Source organism: Pseudomonas sp. TWI628 (assembly GCF_039673865.1).
In the GTDB taxonomy this organism is placed as follows: Bacteria; Pseudomonadota; Gammaproteobacteria; order Pseudomonadales; family Pseudomonadaceae; genus Aquipseudomonas.
This window is the reverse complement of sequence record NZ_JBDJMM010000054.1, coordinates 1-17,927: the sequence shown is the minus strand read 5'-3', so window position 1 is coordinate 17,927 and position 17,927 is coordinate 1. Positions and strand designations below refer to the sequence as shown.

Sequence of the window (17,927 nt, the reverse complement as noted above, 5' to 3'; positions counted from 1 at the left end):
GCCCGAAACAATCGTAGGAGCGAGCGCAGCTCGCGATGCGCCGCGCGGGCGGCGCTCGATCTAACAGGCGCCGAATACCTTTCGGCGAACACCCGAAAGGACGCAACCCTATGCCCCGCCACCTCCCATTCCTCAAACTGCTGGTCACCGCGCTGTGCCTGTCTGCCACCAGCGCCGTCACCTGGGCCGACCAGCCGCTGCCCACGCCCCCAGAGCTGCAGTCCGGCTACCGCAGTGGCCTGCAGCCGGTGCACGCCAGCCGGCACATGGTGGCGGCTGCCAACCCGTTGGCCAGCGAAGCGGGGCGGGCGATGCTGCGTGCCGGTGGCAGCGCCATCGATGCGGCGATTGCCATGCAGATGGTGCTGACCTTGGTCGAGCCGCAATCCAGCGGTATTGGTGGTGGGGCATTCATCCTGTACTGGGATGGCCAGCGCGTGCAGGCCTTCGACGGCCGCGAAGCGGCACCGGCAGGGGTGACGGAAACGTTGTTCCTGCAAGCGGACGGGGCGCCCATGGCGTTTCGTGCAGCGCAGATCGGCGGCCGCTCCGTGGGGGTTCCGGGCGTGCTGCGGGCATTGCAACTGGCCCATGATCAGCACGGCAAACTGCCATGGAAGGACCTGTTCGCACCGGCCATCGCCCTGGCGCGCAAGGGTTTCGCAGTGTCCGAACGGCTGCACGCGCTGGTCGCCGGCGACCCCTTCATTGCCCGCTCGCCGGCCATGGCGCGCTACTTCCTGGATGACCGGGGCGAGCCGCTGGCGGTCGGCACGATCCTGCGTAACCCTGCACTCGCGCAGACCTTCGAACGCATCGCAGAGCAGGGCGCTGAGGCTTTCTACAAGGGTGAGATTGCCCAAGCCATGGTGGCCGAAGTGCGTCACCACGCCAATGCAGGGCAGTTGTCACTTGAGGATTTGCAGCGTTACCAGGCCAAGGCGCGCGAACCGGTCTGTGGCGCGTACAAGGCCTGGAATATCTGCGGCATGCCGCCGCCGTCGTCCGGCGGGGTGACGGTGTTGCAGACCCTGGGCATGCTCGACGCCCTGCAGCAGGCCTCGGCGCAACGCGACCTGGCCGACCTGCCGCCGCGCCAGGTGCCCTCGGTGGCGGGGCTCGAACCTTTGCCGCAGGCCGTGCACCTGATCGCCGAAGCCGAGCGCCTGGCCTACGCTGACCGTGCCCAGTACCTGGCCGACAGCGATTACGTGCCGGTGCCGGTCAAGTCGTTGCTCGACCCTGCCTACCTCGCCGAGCGCGCCCGGCAGGTCGGCGACCACAGCATGAAGCACGCGCGCCCGGGTACCCCGCAGGGGGCCGACCTGGCCCTGGCGCCCGACCGCTCGCCACTGCGGATTTCCACCTCGCACCTGTCTGCTGTCGATGACAGCGGCCAGGCCCTGGCCATGACCACGTCGGTGGAGTCCGCCTTCGGTTCGCACCTGATGGTCGGCGGTTTTCTGCTGAACAACCACCTGACCGACTTTTCGTTCCTGCCTGCGGAACATGGCAAGCCGGTGGCCAACCGGGTGCAGCCCGGCAAGCGCCCGTTGTCGGCGATGGCGCCAACCCTGGTGTTCTCGCGTGCCTCCGGCGAACTGGTGGCAAGCCTTGGCTCCCCTGGCGGTTCGCAGATCATCGGCTACGTGAACAAGGCGCTGATCGGCCTGCTGGACTGGCATCTCGATCCGCAACAGGCGGCCAACCTGCCCAATTTCGGCAGCCGCAATGCCGGCACTGAAGTGGAGGCGGGACTGGTCAGTCCTGCATTGGTCCGCCAGCTCAGCGCCTGGGGCCATGACGTCACGCCAATGACCATGACCAGTGGCATGCAGATCATCCAGCGCACCCCCGAAGGGTGGGCCGGTGGTGCCGACCCGCGGCGTGAAGGTGTGGCGCTCGGCGACTAGCGCGTTGCCGGGCCTGGAGTGGCGTGGTAGAAGTCAATCTTGTCATTCAGTCGTTGAATACCAAGATGTCCATCAGCGTTAAATCGAATAGAGCCCTGTTCGACCTCGACCTGTTGCGCGCCATCGTCGTGGTGGCCGATTGCGGCAGCTTCACCACCGCCGCTGCACGCCTGCATTCGACCCAGTCGACCATCAGCCAGAAAGTGCGCCGCCTTGAAGACATGGTTGGCCACCGCTTGTTGGTGCGCGGCAACCGCGACGTGTTGCCGACCGACGCCGGGCAGACCCTGCTGGGTTATGCCAGGCACATGCTGGCGCTGAACGACCAGATGCTCGAAGCCTTGGCCGGCGCCATGGTTGGGGTCACCGTGCGCCTGGGCGTGCCCGAGGATTTTGTCGGCGGGCGCACCACCAACGCGCTGTCGGCGTTCAGCCGCCTGCACCCGCAGGTCAAGCTGGAGGTCACCAGCGGCCTGTGCCGTGACCTCAGCCAGGCCTACGACAACGGCGAGCTCGACCTGGTGCTGCTCAAGCAGCGGCGCAACAGCCGCGAGGGGGTGGCCTGCTGGCCCGAGCGCCTGCAGTGGATTGACAGTGCGCGCATGCCGGCGTTCGAGCTCGACCCGATTCCGCTGGTGACCTTCCCGCCACGGGGGCTGTACCGTGAAGACATGATCAGCGCCATCGAAGGCATGGGCCGGCGCTGGCGCATCAGCTTCACCAGCTCCAGCCTCAGTGGCATCCAGGCGGCGGTGGCTGACGGCATGGGCATCAGCCTGTTGCCACCGCGTGCGGCGACTGGCGAGCACCGGGTGCTGGGGCAGGTGCAGGGGTTGCCGGAGGTGGACAGCTACGAGATCGTCATCGTGCACAAGCCGACAGCGGACGTGATGGTCAAGGATCTGGCCGGGGTGATGTCGCAGCTGCTTGAGGGCGGTGGGATCTGACCCACCTTCCAACGCTTGCACACTATTTCAAATCGCTGGCTATGGCATGCCCAGCCACTCCGGCAGCGCCAACGAGATGAACGGCACATAAGTCACCAGCACCAGGAACAGCAGCAAAATCGACAACCACGGCAGCGCCGCGCGAATCGTCTGCCCCAGGGTCAGCCCAGTCACTGCCGAGGTGACGAACAGGTTCAGCCCCACCGGCGGGTGCACCAGGCCGATCTCCATGTTCACCACCATCACGATGCCCAGGTGAATCGGGTCGATGCCCAGCTTCATGGCGATCGGGAAGAATATTGGTGCGAGGATCAGGATGATCGCCGACGGTTCCATGAAGCTGCCGGCCACCAGCAGCACGATGTTGACCATGATCAGGAAGCCGATTGGCGTCAGCCCTTCGGACATCACCCACTGGGTGATCTGCTGGGGGATCTGCTCGGTGGTCAGCACGTGGGCGAAGAGCATGGCGTTGGCGATGATGAACAGCAGCATGATGGTCAGCCGGCCCGACTCCAGCAGCACTTTCGGGCAGTCACGCAGACGCATGTCCTTGTACACGAACAGCGCGATGAACGCCGAGTACACCGCCGCTACCGCCGCCGCCTCGGTGGGGGTGAACATGCCGCTGTAGATGCCGCCGAGGATGATCACCAGCAGCAACAGGCCCCAGAATGCGCGCCGGGCGGTGCGCAGCCATTCGCTGAAGCTGGCCCGTGGCTGGGCCGGCAGCTTCTTGATGCGGGCGACGATGTAGATCGCCACCATCAGGGCAACACCGAGCAGGATGCCCGGCACCACGCCGGCCATGAACAGCTTGCCGACCGAGGTCTCGGTGGCCGCCGAGTACACCACCATGACGATCGAAGGCGGGATCAGGATGCCCAGGGTGCCGGCATTGCAGATGATCCCGGCGCCGAACTCGCGCGGGTAGCCGGAGCGCACCATGCCGGCCACGGCAATCGAGCCGACGGCGGCCACGGTGGCCGGCGACGAACCCGACAGCGCGGCGAACAGCATGCACGCCAGCACGGCGGCAATCGCCAGGCCGCCGCGGATATGCCCGACGCAGGCGTTGGCAAAGTCGATGAGGCGTTGGGCCACGCCTCCGGTGGTCATGAACGCGCCCGACAGCAGGAAGAACGGGATGGCCAGGAAGGTGTAGCTGTCGGAGGTCTCGAACAGCTTGATCGCCAGCGAGCTGAGCGAGTCCTGGCTGAACATCAGGATCGACAGCGCCCCCGACAGGCCCAGGGAGATGGCGATCGGCACGCCGAGGAACATGAACACGAACAGCAGCAGGAACAGGCAGATAACCGTCATCAGTGGTGCTCCTCACCGGGGTGGGCCAGCTTGCTGGCTTCGGCGGCCTCGTCGGCCAGGCCCAGGCCGTACTGGCGGTGGGTAAACAGGCGGTAAAGGATTTCCAGGTAACGGACGATCACCAGGGCAAAGCCCAGCGGCACGATCAGCGCGATATGGCCGACCTTGATGCCATAGCGGTCAAGGTCCTCGGCACCGATGCCGGCCACCAGCACCGCGCTTACCCACTTGATGCTCGCCACCAGGAACAGCCCGGCATAAGCCAGGCAGCAGGCGCAGGCGATCATCGCCAGTAGCCGTTGCACCGGCTTGGGCGTGCGCCGCACCAGCACATCGACGCCGAGGTGGCCGGCGGTGCGCACGCCGTAGGAGATACCGAAGAAGATCAGCCAGCCGAACAGCGCCTTGGTCAGGGCGATGCTCCAGGTCATGTCCTGGGCGTAGGCCATCAGGTGGTCGCCGATACCGAGCAGCAGGTCGCTGGCGAACGCCCAGTGATCACTAAGGCTGTAGAACATCGTGTAGAGGTTGTTCAGCGCCACGTAGAGGAAGGTCACCAAGGTCATGGCCGCCAGGAGAAAGGCAATCATGCCTTCCTCGAAGTGCTCCCAGACACGCCTGAGCGATTGCATAGGATATCTCCAGACAGAGAAAGGGCAGGCCACCCGTACCGCGGGTGGCCGGGGTGGGGCGCATGAAGGGTCAGGAGGCCTTGTTGGCGTCGTTGGCGGCCTTGATCAGGTCAGCGCCGATCTGGTCGGAGAATTTCTCCCACACCGGGCGCATGGCTTCACGCCATTGCTCGCGCTGTTCGGCGGTCAGCGCGTCGATCTCGCTGGTCTTGGCGTCGATGATCTTCTGCCGCGAGGTCTGGTTGAGGGCTTCAGCCTGCTTGTTCACCTCGACGGTGACCTCATCCATGATCTTCTGCAGCTCGCCGCGCACGTCCTCGGGCAGGCCGTTCCAGAACTTGGCGTTGGTGATCACCATGTAGTCGATCAGGCCGTGGTTGGTTTCGGTGAAGAACGGCTGCACCTCGTTGACCTTCTGGCTTTCGTAGTTCGACCAGGTGTTCTCGGTGCCGTTGACGGTGCCGGTCTGCAGGCCCTGGTAGACCTCGGCGAAGCTCATCTTGCGCGGGTTGGCGCGGATCGCCTTGAACTGCTCTTCAAGCACGCTGGAGGCTTGCACGCGGTACTTCAGGCCGCGGGCATCCTTGGGCAGGATCACCTTCTTGTTTGCCGACAGCTGCTTGAGGCCGTTGTGCCAGTAGGCCAGGCCACGGATGCCCTTGTCTTCCATCGAGGTCAGCAGCGCCTTGCCTTGCGGGCCTTGCTGGAAGCGGTCGACGGCGGCCAGGTCGTTGAACAGGAACGGCAGGTCGAAGATCTGCACCTGTTTGTTGTAGTGCTCGAACTTGGCCAGCGAGGGCGCCAGCATCTGCACATCGCCGAGCAGCAGGGCTTCCATTTCCTTGCCATCGCCGAACAGTGAAGAGTTGGGGTAGACCTCGACCTTGACCTTGTCCTTGAGCTGCGGGTCGGCGGCGACCAGCTTCTGGAACATCAGCGCGCCCTGGCCCTTGGGCGTGCTGTCGGCCACCACGTGGGCGAACTTGATGACGATCGGGTCGGCGGCCTGGGCCAGGCCTGCCATGGACACTGCGGCGGCGCAGAATAGCGCCTGGGTCAGCTTCAACATCGGTGTCACCTCTGATTTATTGTTGTAGGAGGATTGAGGGTAAAGATGGACCAACGGGCTGCGTGTGGAGAATCAGCATTTGTGTAAGGCGGCGTTCGGCTAAGGTGAACGCGGCATGTTCAGTCGAGATTTCCGGCCAGCAACCGCTGCGCCCGCAACACCACCGGCGCGTCGACCATCTGCCCGTCCAGCTGGAAGGCCCCGGCGCCATTGGCCGCCGCACTCGCGGCCAGCACCCGCCGCGCCCATGCCAGCTCCTCGGCACTCGGCGCCAGTGCTGCATGAATCACCGCCACCTGCTGCGGATGAATGCACAACGCCCCGCCATAGCCCATGTCGTAGGCATGCCGCATGGCCCGTTGCAGCCCCTCGGCATCGGCGATGGCCGGGAACACCCCATCCAGTGGCGGCAGCAGGCCAGCCCCCCGGGAATGCAACTGCACCGCCATGCGCGCCTGGTCGAGAAACTGCCGGGCCGCCTCGCTCTCGGTGTTCAACCCCAGGTCCAGCGCCAGGTCGAGGCTGCCGAACGACAAGCGCTCGACGCCTTCAGCCGCGGCAATCTGAGCCAGTGCCAACAGGCCCTTGGCGCTTTCGATGATTGGCCACACGGGCTTGCCGCCGTGCCAGGCCACCGCGACCTGAGCGGCGTTCTCCACCTTGGGCAACAGCAGCCCGGCGACCCCCGGATACTGTGCGCAGAAGGCCAGGTCGCCAGCGTGCTGTTGATGCTGCGGCGCATTCACCCGCACCCATACCGAGGCCTGCGGCGTGGCCTGCAGAAAGGCCGCCAGGTGGTCACGGGCCTGCTGTTTCAGCGGCTCCTCCACGGCATCCTCAAAGTCGACGATCACCACATCGGCACCTGCCGCCAGGGCCTTGGCGAAACGTTCGGGGCGGCTGCCAGGCACGAACAGGGCGGAGCGCACCGCGTTCATACAACGCCCCCTGCGGCCAGGCTGGCTCGCTGTTCTGCGCTCAAGCCGAGCTCCGCAAGGATGCCCGCGGTGTGCTGCCCCAGCGCCGGCACGGCATCCATGCGTGGGGTGAAGGCGGCATTGCGCCCCGGTGGCAGCAGCGACGGCAACTTGCCGGCCGGGCTGTCCACTTCACGCCAGCTGTCGCGGGCCTGCAGCTGCGGGTGCTGCCATACGCCGTGCATGTCGTTGACCCGGGCGTTGGCGATCTGGGCATCTTCCAGGCGCGCCACCACCTCGTCCAGCGACAGGGCGGCAAAGCGCTCGACGATGACCTGGCGCAGCACCTCGCGGTTGTCCGAGCGCTTGTAATTGGCGCTGAAGCGGTCATCGCTGGCCAGCGCCGGGTCGAGCAGCACCTTTTCGCAAAACAGCGCCCATTCCCGTTCATTCTGCAAGCCGAGCATGATCGTGCCGCCACCGCCGGTGGGGAACGGCCCGTACGGGTAGATGGTCGAGTGCGAGGCACCCGCGCGCGGTGGTGGCGGTGCGCCGTTGTAGGCGTAGTACATCGGGTAGCCCATCCACTCCACCAGGCTCTCCAGCATCGACACGTCGATGCGGCTGCCCAGGCCAGTCTTGTCGCGCAGCAGCAACGCCGACAGCACACCGGTGTAGGCATACATGCCGGCGGCGATGTCGGCGATCGAGCAGCCGGCCTTGGCCATTTCCTCGTCGCCGGGGCCGCCAGTCACCGACAGAAAGCCGCCCTCGCTCTGGATCAGCAGGTCGTAGGCCTTCTTCTTTTCATATGGGCCGCCTGCGCCGTAGCCGGAGATGTCGCAGACGATCAGGCGCGGGAAGCGCTGGTGCAAGGCGTCGAACGACAGGCCCATGCGTGCCGCAGCGCCGGGGGCGAGGTTTTGCACGAGCACGTCGGCCTTGGCCAGCAGGGCCTCGAGGATGCTGTCGGCGGCCTTCTGCTTGAGGTCGAGGGTGAGGCTTTCCTTGGAGCGGTTGGTCCACACGAAGTGCGAGGCCAGGCCATCGACGCGCTGGTCGTAGCCACGGGCGAAGTCACCGCTGCCGGGCCGTTCGACTTTGATCACACGGGCGCCCAGGTCAGCCAGCTGGCGGGTGCAGAAGGGCGCGGCGATGGCATGTTCCAGGCTGACGACGGTGATGCCGTCCAGCGGGCGGGGGGCAGTTTGGGTCATGGGGTCACCTGTTCGTCATCAGTGCAGTGCGGCCAGCGAGCGCGTATCGCGCAACTGCCAGACCTGTTCGATCAGGGCCTGGCCCTGGGCCGGGCTGCGGGCGCCGGAATAGGCCAGCAAGCGTTGGAACTTGGCTTCCAGCTCGGGGCGCGAGAGGGTGTTGCCGGGGTCGCCCTTGGGCTCGTCGATGGCGGCGCTGAAGCGGCGGCCATCGGTGCAGGTGACCTCGACCCGGCCGAGCCAGCGGGCCGGGTAGGCAGCATCCACTTCAGGGTCCAGCTGCATCTGCACCTTTTCGCGGAAGCTGGCGACCCGTGGGTCGCTCAGCGCCAGGTCGCGGAATTCGATGAGCTGTGCGCTGCCGTGCACGGCGATCAGGCCGAGCACGGTGCCCATGGAAAACTTGGCCTGGTGCACGGTGGTTGGCGTGGTGACACGGCCCAGCACATCGATGGCGCCCTGGTGCACGCGGGTGACCACCTTGGCGATCTGCTCATGCGTCAGGCCTTGGCGTTGCATCAGCTGCAGCAGTGCATCGGCGGCGGGGTGGGTATGGCGGCACGAGGCGTGAAACTTGAACGAGGTTTCCGCCAGCGCCCAGCGCGTGCCCAGGCAGTCGCTAAGGCGCGCCGGGTCAGCGTCGGTGGACATGCCGGCAGCCAGGCCCTGGTCACCTTCGAGGATATTGCGCGCACCGCTCAGGCCATCGGCGGTCAGGTAGGCGGCGAGCAGGCCATCGGCGGCGGCCTTGGCGGTGTGCAACTGTTTGGAGTCGGCAGCATCGCGCAGGAATTCCCAGAGCCCGGCGGCCTGGGTGCCGGCGCTGCCGAGCAGGTTGATGAACTGTTCCTTGTCGAAGCCCAGCAGCTTGCCTACGCCCACGGCGGCGGCCAGGGTGCCGACGGTGGCCGTGGTGTGGAAGATGCGATAGTGCGAACGGCCAAGAAATTCACCGATGCGAATCCCTGCCTCATAGCCGGCGACGCTGGCCAGCAGCAGGTCCTGGCCGGACTTGCCGAGGTCCTGGGCCGCAGCCAGCACGGCGGAGAACACCACCGTGGCCGGGTGCAGCACCGAGCTGTTGTGCAGGTCGTCCTGCTCCACCAGGTGCGAGGCGGCGCCGTTGACCAGCGCGGCGAAGTAGGGCGATGAGCTGCGCCCGTTGGTCAGCACGCGGGCGCTGCCTTGGGCGGGGCCCATGCGTTCGGCGTAACGTTCGAACAGCGGGATCGGGTGCGCGCCCTGGCTGGCCAGGGCCGAGCCGAGCCAGTCGAGGAACAGTTCTTCGGTGCGGTCCAGCACGTGGCCGGGGATCTGTGCGTATTGCAGGTTGGCGAGGAAGCCCGCCAGGGCTTGGGTATGCTGCATGCTCGGGCCCTCAGAAGCTGCGTGGCAGCTCGAGCAGGTGCTCGGCCACGTAGGACAGGATCAGGTTGGTGGAGATCGGCGCCACCTGGTACAGGCGGGTTTCGCGGAACTTGCGCTCGACGTCGTATTCGCAGGCAAAGCCGAAGCCGCCGTGGGTCTGCAGGCAGGCATTGGCCGCCTCCCACGAGGCCTTGGCCGCCAGGTACTTGGCCATGTTGGCGCTGGCCCCGGCGTTCTGCCCGCTGTCGTACTCGGCGCAGGCGCGCCAGCGCATCAGGTCGGCGGCCTCGATCTCGATATGGGCTTCGGCGATGGGGAACTGCACGCCCTGGTTCTGCCCGATCGGGCGGCCGAACACCACGCGGTCACGGGCGTAGGCGCTGGCCTTTTCAACGAACCAGCGGCCATCGCCGATGCACTCGGCGGCGATCAGCGTGCGCTCGGCATTGAGGCCGTCGAGGATGTAGCGGAAGCCTTTGCCTTCTTCACCGATCAGGCTGCTGGCCGGCAGTTCGAGGTTGTCGAAGAACAGCTCGTTGGTCTCGTGGTTGACCATGTTGGCGATGGGCTGCACGGTCAGGCCGTTGCAGATGGCTTCACGCAGGTCAACCAGGAAGATCGACATGCCCTCGGACTTTTTCTTCACCTCCGGCAAGGGCGTGGTGCGCGCCAGCAGGATCATCAGGTCCGAATGCTGGATGCGCGAGATCCACACCTTCTGGCCATTGATCACGTACTTGTCGCCCTGGCGCACGGCGCTGGTCTTGATCTTGGTGGTGTCGGTGCCGGTGGTAGGCTCGGTCACGCCCATCGACTGCAGGCGCAGCTCGCCGCTGGCGAGCTTGGGCAGGTAGTGGCGTTTCTGTTCCTCGCTGCCGTGGCGCAGCAGGGTGAACATGTTGTACATCTGCCCGTGCACGGTGCCGGAGTTGCCACCGCAGGCGTTCACCTCTTCGAGGATCACCGAGGCCTCGGCCAGGCCCAGGCCCGAGCCGCCGTACGCTTCCGGGATCATCGCCGACAGCCAGCCGGCGTCGGTCATGGCCTTGACGAAGGCCTCCGGGAAGCCCTTTTCTTCATCGATCTTGCGCCAGTAGCTGGCGTCGAACTCGGCGCACAAGGCGCGCACGCCTTCGCGGATGGCGTTGAGGTCATCACTGTCGTACGTATGCATGGGGGATTCCCTGTCTGGTATCAGTCGAAAAGCACGTCGGCGCTCTGCGCCACGCCCGCGGCGTTGCCGGCCCACAGCTGGGCCTGGCCAGGTGCGCTGATGCGCCCGGCCACTTCGAACGGGGTGGGTACGGTCAGCGGGCGCACGCCGCGGTAGGCGAAATGGCGCACGCGCTTGCCAGGGTTGGCGCGGATGAACGCACGCAGGTTCAGGGTGGCGATCATCGGGCCGTGCACGACCAGGCCGGCGTAGCCTTCGGTTTCGCTGACGTAGGGGAAGTCGTAGTGGATGCGGTGACCGTTGAAGGTTACGGCGGAGTAACGGAACAGCAGGGTCGGCGTCGGCGTGACCGCTTCGCTCCAGTCGGCCGGTGCGTCGGCCGCGGCGCTGTCGAGCTTTGGTGGGTTGGGCTCGCGGTAGACGATGTCCTGCTCTTCGCGCACGCACAGCTGGCCGTGTTGCGAGTAATCGTGGCGCACGGTTACGAACAGCAGCGCGCCGGTACGGCCGTGTTTTTCTTCGATGTGCAGGATGGTCGACAGGCGATGGGCTTCGGCGCCGACCGTGAGCGGGGCGATGAACTCGACCCGCCCGCCAGCCCACATGCGGTTACGGTTGTCGGCCGGAGGCAGGAAGCCGCCGCGCGCCGGGTGGCCGTCCGCGCCCAGTTGCGCTTCGGCCACTGGCTCCTGGAAGAAGCACCACATCCACAGCGGTGGCAGCGGTTGGCCGACGGCGGGTGCGGTTTCGCCGAAGGTGGCGGCGATGCGCTTGATCAGGTTGCGGCTGAGCTCATCGACGGCCTCTTCCGTGCGGCCGATCCAGGCGCTGTAGTCGATGGGCGGGTGGGAAGCAGTCATAACCATGGGCCTCTGCATTTGTTGTTATGGGCCGATCATGCGAGGCGCCTGGCATTCTGTGAATTTGCATTTGTGTAAGGCAGCGTTCATGTATGCTGAACGCCATCGCCACGACCGGACCTCCCCATGCATTTCGACCTGGCAGATTTGCGGCTTTTCATCCATATCGGCGAATCGCCGAGCCTGACCCAGGGCGCACGCCGGGCGTTTCTTTCGCCGGCCGCCGCCAGTGCGCGGGTCAAGGCGCTGGAAGCCCAGCTCGACACGCGCCTGCTGTACCGCGACAGCCGTGGCGTGGAACTGACCCCTGCGGGGCACAAGCTGCTGATGCATGCCCGCCTGATCATGCGCCAGGTCGATTACCTGAAAGCCGAGTTCACCCAGTTCGGCACCGACCTGGCCGGGCATATCCGCATTTTCGCCAACACCACCGCCGTCACCGAATTCCTGCCGGAAGTGCTGGCTGGCTTCATGGCCAAGCGCCCCGGGGTGACCGTCGACCTGCAGGAGCGCCTGTCGCGGGACATCGTGCGCGGTGTGCTCGACGGCAGCAGCGACATGGGCATCATCGCCGGCCCGGTGGAGGCCAGTGGCTTGCAGGTGATGCACTTCAGCACCGACCGGCTGGTGCTGATTGTCCCGGCGGGCCATGAACTGGCTGGCTGCAAGACGGTGACCTTGAAGCAGACTCTGGACTTCCAGCATATCGGCCTGCACGACGGCAGCACCTTGCTGAGCTTTTTGCGTGACCATGTGGAGCGCATGGGGTTGAACCTGTCGCTGCGCATCCAGCTGTCGAGCTTCGAGGCGATCTGCCGGCTGGTGGAGGCGGGGGTGGGCATCGGCATCATCCCCGAGTCGGCAGCGCTGCGGCACAGCCAGACCATGGAGCTGGTGACCATCAGCCTGGATGAACCGTGGGCGGTGCGTGAACGGAGCATTCTGGTGCGTGAGCTGGAGGCGTTGCCGGGGACGGTGCGGGCGTTGATTGCGACGTTGATGCCGGAAGCTTGAGGTTGTCTGGGCCGGTTCTGCTGAAAGCAGTACTTACATTTTCCTGGAGGAGCGTAGCGACCAAGGGTGCTACTGTTCGGTGCAATCATTGCACTCTATACTCTTCCTATGCCTACGATCCATCGGCTTTCTGACTGTTCGATTTGCATGTACCGCATAGAACAGACCTCAACTGCTTGCCAAATGGAAGGAGTTGAATCAATGACCAACAAGCATTTCCAGTTACAAGCCATTGCAGTGCTCGCCCCCGGGTCCTTGCTGCTGACCTTCGCGGACGGTGAACAGCTTCCGGTGAAGCTGGACGAGATCATCGCCAGGAACCCGACTTTGCAACCGCTTGCCGATCCTGCCGTTTTTGCAACTGCAGCGTTAGGCGAGTGGAATGACACTGTCATCTGGGCAAATGACGACAATCTGGAACTGGCTGCCGACAACCTCCGTGCGCGGGCAGTGGAGCAGGCTGGCGAGTGCTCGCACGAGCTGATCTGGAACTGGATGGCCAAGCATGGGATGACTCTGGACCGAGCAGCGCAAGAGCTGGGTTTGAGTCGAAGAATGCTGGCCTACTACCGCAGTGGAGAGAAGCCCGTGCCAAGAACGGTAGCGCTTGCGATGAAGGGCTGGGATGCGCTGTATGCGGGAAAGTCCAAAGCTAAAAATGGTGCTGGGCGCAAGACCCTCAATCGTCACGCGCAGAAGGCAACTGCCGTCAGAACGGCTTCATTATCCCAGTCCTAGGGTAGGCTCGACGTCTTTGAACCACAGGCGTGCGCCCTGCACGCCGGCGTGCGCCTGCAAGGGCGTACCTGCCGGCAGGCGCATCCAACTCAGCGGCTGAAGGCTAAAGTCCGCGCCGTCCAGGCTGCCTTGCAAAAGCAGGCATTCCAGTCCACGTGGGTTGTCCAGGCAGACTGGGGCGCCGGGTAGCACGTGCTTCAGAAACACCTGTTCATGGTCGTTCGAAAACAGCAGTTGATCGCCCAGCGTCGATAGCGTTGCGACCAGCTGTTGGCCATCTTCAGGATGAAACTGCTGCAGGCGGACGAAGATCATGCAGCCCGCACCAGACCGTGGCGCGTGAGCACTGCCAGGCGGGTTGCGCACATAGCTGCCCGCAGGGTACTGACCGCGCTCATCTTCGAACACACCTTCCAGCACCAAAAATTCCTCGCCGCCAGGGTGCTGGTGGGCATTGAAATGGCTGCCGGGGGCATAGCGCACCAGGCTGGTGGCGCGGGCCTTTTCGCCGCCAATGCGAAACAGCGGGCGGCGCTCGACGCCGGGCAGCGGGCTGGCCAGCCAGGGCAGGTCGGCACCGTGCATGATGGCGGGCAAGGTCAGGTCGGCGTTCAGGCGGTCCGGGAGCATGGTAAGGCCACGTTAGAAGAAGCTGCGCTGGGCTTTGATTGTGACCATGCTTTCGCAATAGGTGTTGATGCCGGCATAGGCGTCACAGCCACTGCCGCTGAGGTCGGAGTTACTGTAGATCAGGTTCAGGTCGATGCCTAGCCATGGCCGCGACAGCTCCAGCGACCAGTCGGAAAACCCGCTGATGTGGCTGCCGTCGCCGATGGTGAAGGGCGTGCCCAGGCGGTGGTGGGCGAGCTTGACGGTCAGGTCGACATCGAACAACGGCAACTGGCCGAAGTCGGCGAACAGCGTACCGGTGCGGTTGTCCGGGTTGTCGCGCCAGGCACCGCCGAAACGGCTGCCCAGTACCGAGATGCCGCCGTACAGGGCGTAGCTGTCGGGGCCGGCGATGTTCGGCTGGCTGTAGTGGATCAGCCCCACTTCATAGCCCAGGGTGCTGTCGAAGTGGTGCTTGTAACCGGTGTAGCTGTCCAGGCGCAGGGTGGAATCCGGCGTCACGCCCATGCTCGGCGCGTACTGGCCGAGGTACCAGCCGTTGGGGTGGCTGAGGTCGAGGCCGCCGTGGAAGGCGCCCACCGCACTCGGCGAGATCAGGCCCTGGGCCATGCTGCGCGAGGGCGTGGTGCCGAGCTTGAAGTCGAAAACGCCCAGTTGGCGCTGGATCTGTTGCGCGTGCAGCGCCGGGCTCGAGAGAAGGGCCACAGTCAGCAACAGAAGGGGCCTGGTCATGGTCACCGTCCTGGAAGGCTTGCGCTTGAGCGGCTGAGGATACCTGCGTTGCCCGCAGAGGGCTACCAGCGGTGGCCATTACTCGACCATTGGTCGAGGGCCGTTCATGCCCCGAGTGGTTCGGCAATTTCGATCAGGTTCAGGTCAGGGTCACGTACGTACACCGAGCGGATCGGGCCAGTTGCGCCAGTGCGTGCAACGGGGCCTTCGATGATTGGCCATTGCGCCTTCTGCAGGTGCGCGATCACCTGTTCCAGGCCGACCTTGCTGATGAAGCACAGATCCAGGGCGCCGGGTACCGGCAGATGTGCCTTGGGCTCGAATTCATGGCCGCGTACATGGATGTTGATTTTCTGGTTGCCGTAGCGCAGCGCCAGGCGGTGATTGCCGAAGGTTTCCAGTTGCATGCCCAACACGCGCGTGTAGAAATCGGTGCAGGCTTCGACATCGGTGGTGGTGAGGACCAGGTGGTCCAGGTGATCGATCATTGGCCAGCCTCGGTGTCAGGGACTGAAGGCGATCAGTCCGGGCAGGGCCATGATAGTGCGCTGAGCCGGTCTTTCAACTCAGCCTTTGATTGCAGGCTGCGCCTCGGCGACATCGGTGACCACCTGCTGGCTGGCGGACCGTTCGATGACGCGCTTGCGCAGCTCGTATTCATCCAGCGACAGGCCCTGGCGCTGGATGGCCTCCAGTTGCAGCTGGCGGGTTTCCTCGGCGGTGTAGGGGCGCAGTTCCGGGTGGCTGGCGCAACCGGTGAGCACGGCGATCGCGGTGGCGGAGAGGGCAGCGAGCAGCAGGCGGGCCGTGGTGTTCATCGGGGGAAGCTCCAGGATTCGGGCGGTGGGAATCGATGGGGCTAGGTTATGGGTTGATGACGATGGGTAGAAATTGGTGGTGTCGATAGTGACTATTGAGGTTGCTGCAAGCCCTCCGCCTGGATGCTTTCTCAGGGTTTCTTGGATGCCGAAGCTTGCGAGAAGCCTGTGGGAACTGAGTTGTCGTGGCGAGGGGCCGCATAGCGGCCCTATCCATATGGGGTGCCGGCTTCCACGGCGTTTTTGCCGTGGATTGGGCAGATAGGGCATTGGCCGATTAACACGACAAACTTTATGGTTGCGTTACTGAGGCGGGGGCGGTCCGGGATTCCACGTCCATTTCCGTCGGCCAATTGACCTTTGGTAATAACCGATCAAAAGGATTGTGTGGATTGTCGCAATGCCAGTCAGTTGGCGCATAGTAAAAATCGGGAAGTGCGCCGGGACCTTCGTGCATGAAGCGCCTGACGATGGCCCAATATTGTTCGCCCTTCCAAAGGCTGTCGGCAAAGTGCATGCGATCAATGACCTCGTCAGTGCCAGGTTTGCGTACGGAAATCATGACTTTTTCCAGTAAACCACCATAGCCCATGGGCGCATAGATACGATAAACCTCCAGGGTAATGTCTTTCCAGTCGTAAGCGACAGGCTTCACACCCCAGTTCTTTTGTCCAAGAGGGTGGAGGCGGTCGAATCTGTATTGGTAGAAGTAGACTTTTTGACGATGTCTGTTGAAACGTATGGGTTCGTCACGCGGACACTCGATGTCCATGCGGATGTAGGGAATCGTTAAGAAGAGTAAGAGTAAGTATGAGCCTATAATTGTAGTTGTGAGCTCAAAGTTGACTTTTGAAGGGCGGGTGAGTGTATCAAAAATGAACCAAAGTATCATTGCACTAAATGCAAGAAGCAGAAAGCCACCGACTATGCTGCTATAGCCTCGCAGTCTGTGAAACGATCTGGGGATTTCAATGTAGTCTTCACAGATGTGGTTGGGAGTAGGATAGACATGGTTCGTCTCTGGGCTAAGTTCGGAAGGAGAGCTTGGAGTGGGGAGGTCATATTTCCAGCCAAGCTCGCGTTTTAGAAACTCCATTAATTTTCCTCCTGCAAGGCGATTTCGGCATAGGCGTCGGGTATATTGCGATCTGGCCAGTACGTTAGATTTAATGATGCCGTCAATATGTTGTGTTTGCCGATATCAGGAGTGAGTTCTATGGTTCCGCTTATGGATTGTACGAAGTAGGTGGTCTCTTTGGTATCGTTTGTCTTATCCCTATGTCTAATAATGCGTGTATTTTCGTTTATATAGTCGGGGATCTTGGGCTTGTTTGAAGTTCTTAACGATGCGAGTGCTGAAGCTCTCGCAGTGATGCTTGGTGGAAAATAAGATTCATTTACAATCAATTCCCCACCTTTTATATTTGGAGCGTATCCGTCGCCATTGCGATGGACTGCGACTAAAAGGTGGAAGCTTGATGTTGATTCATTGAAATGCGGGAGTTGTAAATGGAAATTTATGTGTTGCGTTGTTTCGACGCGGACAAGACCACCGATTTTTGACTTGGCGGCATACTCTGACATATGTGTCTTAAATATCAACTGTCCTGAAATTCCCAGTGTGGCTGAATTTAGTTCTGATAAAGCGATATCTGCAAAATTTGGCGAATCCCAATGGATTTTTGGAGTTTCGTTGGCAAATCCGAAATGGCATCTTTTTGTCCATCGCTCAAGTGGGGTTGATTCATTGTTAGTGGATTTTTTACTTATGGCATAGGCAATGAGGCTAAGCGAAATTGCTACACCTAAAGGGCCGATTATAAAAGGAAGGGCTACCGCTTTAATTGCAAAATAACTTCCTGTGCTGCTTATGACTGCGGCAGTAAGATAACTCCAACCTGAGGTGTCGTCACCTGCTTTGAATGTGCGTGAGGCTGCAAGTAACGACTGAAGTGCGTCGATAAAACCACTGGCTGCGCTTATTATTGCTCCAGTACTGGCGACGGCTCGCCCCAGAGAAAATTTATTAATCGTAGTCGCTCTGTGTGGCATGAAAAGCCCAATGGCCTCTATGCCGCCACCCATAAGTCCTATGGCATTCCCGTACAAGGCTATAAGTGCCTCGTGAGATATGTAGCCAATTGACTTTTCAGCAGATTTGAGATTTTTGTCAAGGCTGTCGCTCATCAAGAAAAGCCCGCCCAACGAAAGCAAAAGCTCCCAGCCTTTTCCCGTTCCTCGCAGTCCCGTAAAGCTGTCCCGTACCAATTTTGAAGCCTGCCCAGCGCTGATTTTCATGCCATTCAGCGCGTTCCGTGCATCCAACTCCAGTGTTCCTGCCGCGACGTTGATGTCCACCAGCGCCATTTTCGCGGCATCATTTAGCTGATTGACATTGAGTTTCACCTCCTTGGCCAATCGTTCATGTAGCTCATACGCCGTACCCTCGACCCAGACGCTGACGGGGATCACCTGATGTGCCACTTTCGGGTCGAGCACGGCAAGGCTCAACAATCCGGTCTGGATGATGGGTTTGACTTTGCCTGCTTGCCTGAAAATGCCGGCCTTCACGTCT

General features: G+C 62.8%; 17 protein-coding genes and 1 pseudogene. 4 read left to right on the top strand and 14 right to left on the bottom strand.

Going from position 1 to position 17,927, the window contains the following annotated elements; genetic code table 11:
• Nucleotides 1-110 precede the first annotated feature (110 nt).
• Together ggt and ABE528_RS27020 are read left to right on the top strand one after the other, a co-directional pair.
• Complete coding sequence (ggt, locus tag ABE528_RS27025; protein WP_346654597.1) at nucleotides 111-1,913, top strand: gamma-glutamyltransferase; 1,803 nt, start codon at nucleotides 111-113, stop codon at nucleotides 1,911-1,913.
• A 65-nt stretch (nucleotides 1,914-1,978) separates the two neighbouring features.
• Nucleotides 1,979-2,860 (top strand): LysR substrate-binding domain-containing protein, encoded by an 882-nt coding sequence (locus ABE528_RS27020; RefSeq protein ID WP_152956901.1) that lies wholly within the window; start codon nucleotides 1,979-1,981, stop codon nucleotides 2,858-2,860.
• A gap of 39 nt (nucleotides 2,861-2,899) precedes the next feature.
• Here the strand turns inward: ABE528_RS27020 and dctM are convergent, their stop codons facing one another.
• The 8 genes from dctM to ABE528_RS26980 all read right to left on the bottom strand — a co-directional run bounded on the left by dctM (nucleotide 2,900) and on the right by ABE528_RS26980 (nucleotide 11,420).
• Nucleotides 2,900-4,183, bottom strand: a complete 1,284-nt coding sequence (gene dctM / locus ABE528_RS27015; RefSeq protein WP_152956902.1) for a C4-dicarboxylate TRAP transporter large permease protein DctM — start codon at nucleotides 4,181-4,183, stop codon at nucleotides 2,900-2,902.
• Complete coding sequence (locus tag ABE528_RS27010; protein ID WP_346654596.1) at nucleotides 4,183-4,815, bottom strand: TRAP transporter small permease; 633 nt, start codon at nucleotides 4,813-4,815, stop codon at nucleotides 4,183-4,185. Before ABE528_RS27010 ends, dctM begins: the two co-directional genes overlap by 1 nt.
• Before the next feature lie 70 nt (nucleotides 4,816-4,885).
• Nucleotides 4,886-5,884, bottom strand: a complete 999-nt coding sequence (locus tag ABE528_RS27005; protein ID WP_152956904.1) for a TRAP transporter substrate-binding protein — start codon at nucleotides 5,882-5,884, stop codon at nucleotides 4,886-4,888.
• Nucleotides 5,885-6,003: 119 nt separating this feature from the next.
• A complete protein-coding gene (locus tag ABE528_RS27000) occupies nucleotides 6,004-6,822 on the bottom strand; it encodes a CoA ester lyase (RefSeq protein WP_346654595.1) in 819 nt (272 codons plus the stop codon).
• A complete protein-coding gene (locus ABE528_RS26995) occupies nucleotides 6,819-8,018 on the bottom strand; it encodes a CaiB/BaiF CoA-transferase family protein (protein ID WP_152956906.1) in 1,200 nt (399 codons plus the stop codon). Before ABE528_RS26995 ends, ABE528_RS27000 begins: the two co-directional genes overlap by 4 nt.
• 18 nt (nucleotides 8,019-8,036) lie before the next feature.
• On the bottom strand, nucleotides 8,037-9,386 hold the full coding sequence (locus ABE528_RS26990) for an MmgE/PrpD family protein (protein ID WP_346654594.1): 1,350 nt from the start codon (nucleotides 9,384-9,386) through the stop codon (nucleotides 8,037-8,039).
• Between the two features lie 10 nt (nucleotides 9,387-9,396).
• Nucleotides 9,397-10,560 carry an acyl-CoA dehydrogenase family protein gene (locus tag ABE528_RS26985; RefSeq protein WP_346654593.1) on the bottom strand — a complete coding sequence of 388 codons (1,164 nt, stop codon included), beginning with the start codon at nucleotides 10,558-10,560 and terminating at the stop codon, nucleotides 9,397-9,399.
• 20 nt (nucleotides 10,561-10,580) lie between these two features.
• Nucleotides 10,581-11,420, bottom strand: coding sequence for a MaoC family dehydratase N-terminal domain-containing protein (locus ABE528_RS26980; protein ID WP_152956909.1), 840 nt, complete (start codon nucleotides 11,418-11,420; stop codon nucleotides 10,581-10,583).
• Between the two features lie 126 nt (nucleotides 11,421-11,546).
• Here ABE528_RS26980 and ABE528_RS26975 point away from each other — a divergent pair, with 126 nt between their 5' ends.
• Together ABE528_RS26975 and ABE528_RS26970 are read left to right on the top strand one after the other, a co-directional pair.
• Nucleotides 11,547-12,434 (top strand): LysR family transcriptional regulator, encoded by an 888-nt coding sequence (locus ABE528_RS26975; protein ID WP_152956910.1) that lies wholly within the window; start codon nucleotides 11,547-11,549, stop codon nucleotides 12,432-12,434.
• Nucleotides 12,435-12,635: 201 nt separating this feature from the next.
• Complete coding sequence (locus ABE528_RS26970; RefSeq protein WP_346654592.1) at nucleotides 12,636-13,172, top strand: hypothetical protein; 537 nt, start codon at nucleotides 12,636-12,638, stop codon at nucleotides 13,170-13,172.
• On the opposite strand, the gene ABE528_RS26965 is transcribed toward ABE528_RS26970, so the two are convergent.
• The 6 genes and pseudogenes from ABE528_RS26965 to ABE528_RS26940 form a co-directional block, all read right to left on the bottom strand.
• Complete coding sequence (locus tag ABE528_RS26965; RefSeq protein WP_346654591.1) at nucleotides 13,158-13,802, bottom strand: cupin domain-containing protein; 645 nt, start codon at nucleotides 13,800-13,802, stop codon at nucleotides 13,158-13,160. The genes ABE528_RS26970 and ABE528_RS26965 overlap by 15 nt on opposite strands.
• A 12-nt stretch (nucleotides 13,803-13,814) precedes the next feature.
• A complete protein-coding gene (locus ABE528_RS26960; RefSeq protein ID WP_346654590.1) occupies nucleotides 13,815-14,534 on the bottom strand; it encodes a TorF family putative porin in 720 nt (239 codons plus the stop codon).
• 104 nt (nucleotides 14,535-14,638) lie between these two features.
• Complete coding sequence (locus ABE528_RS26955; protein WP_346654589.1) at nucleotides 14,639-15,022, bottom strand: VOC family protein; 384 nt, start codon at nucleotides 15,020-15,022, stop codon at nucleotides 14,639-14,641.
• Between the two features lie 78 nt (nucleotides 15,023-15,100).
• Nucleotides 15,101-15,352: a hypothetical protein gene (locus ABE528_RS26950; RefSeq protein ID WP_346654588.1), complete on the bottom strand. Its 252-nt coding sequence runs from the start codon at nucleotides 15,350-15,352 to the stop codon at nucleotides 15,101-15,103.
• 292 nt (nucleotides 15,353-15,644) lie between these two features.
• On the bottom strand, nucleotides 15,645-16,448 hold the full coding sequence (locus ABE528_RS26945) for a DUF6708 domain-containing protein (RefSeq protein ID WP_346654587.1): 804 nt from the start codon (nucleotides 16,446-16,448) through the stop codon (nucleotides 15,645-15,647).
• A pseudogene (locus ABE528_RS26940) lies at nucleotides 16,448-17,927 on the bottom strand (hypothetical protein); the annotation flags it as partial. The gene ABE528_RS26945 and the pseudogene ABE528_RS26940, both read right to left, overlap by 1 nt.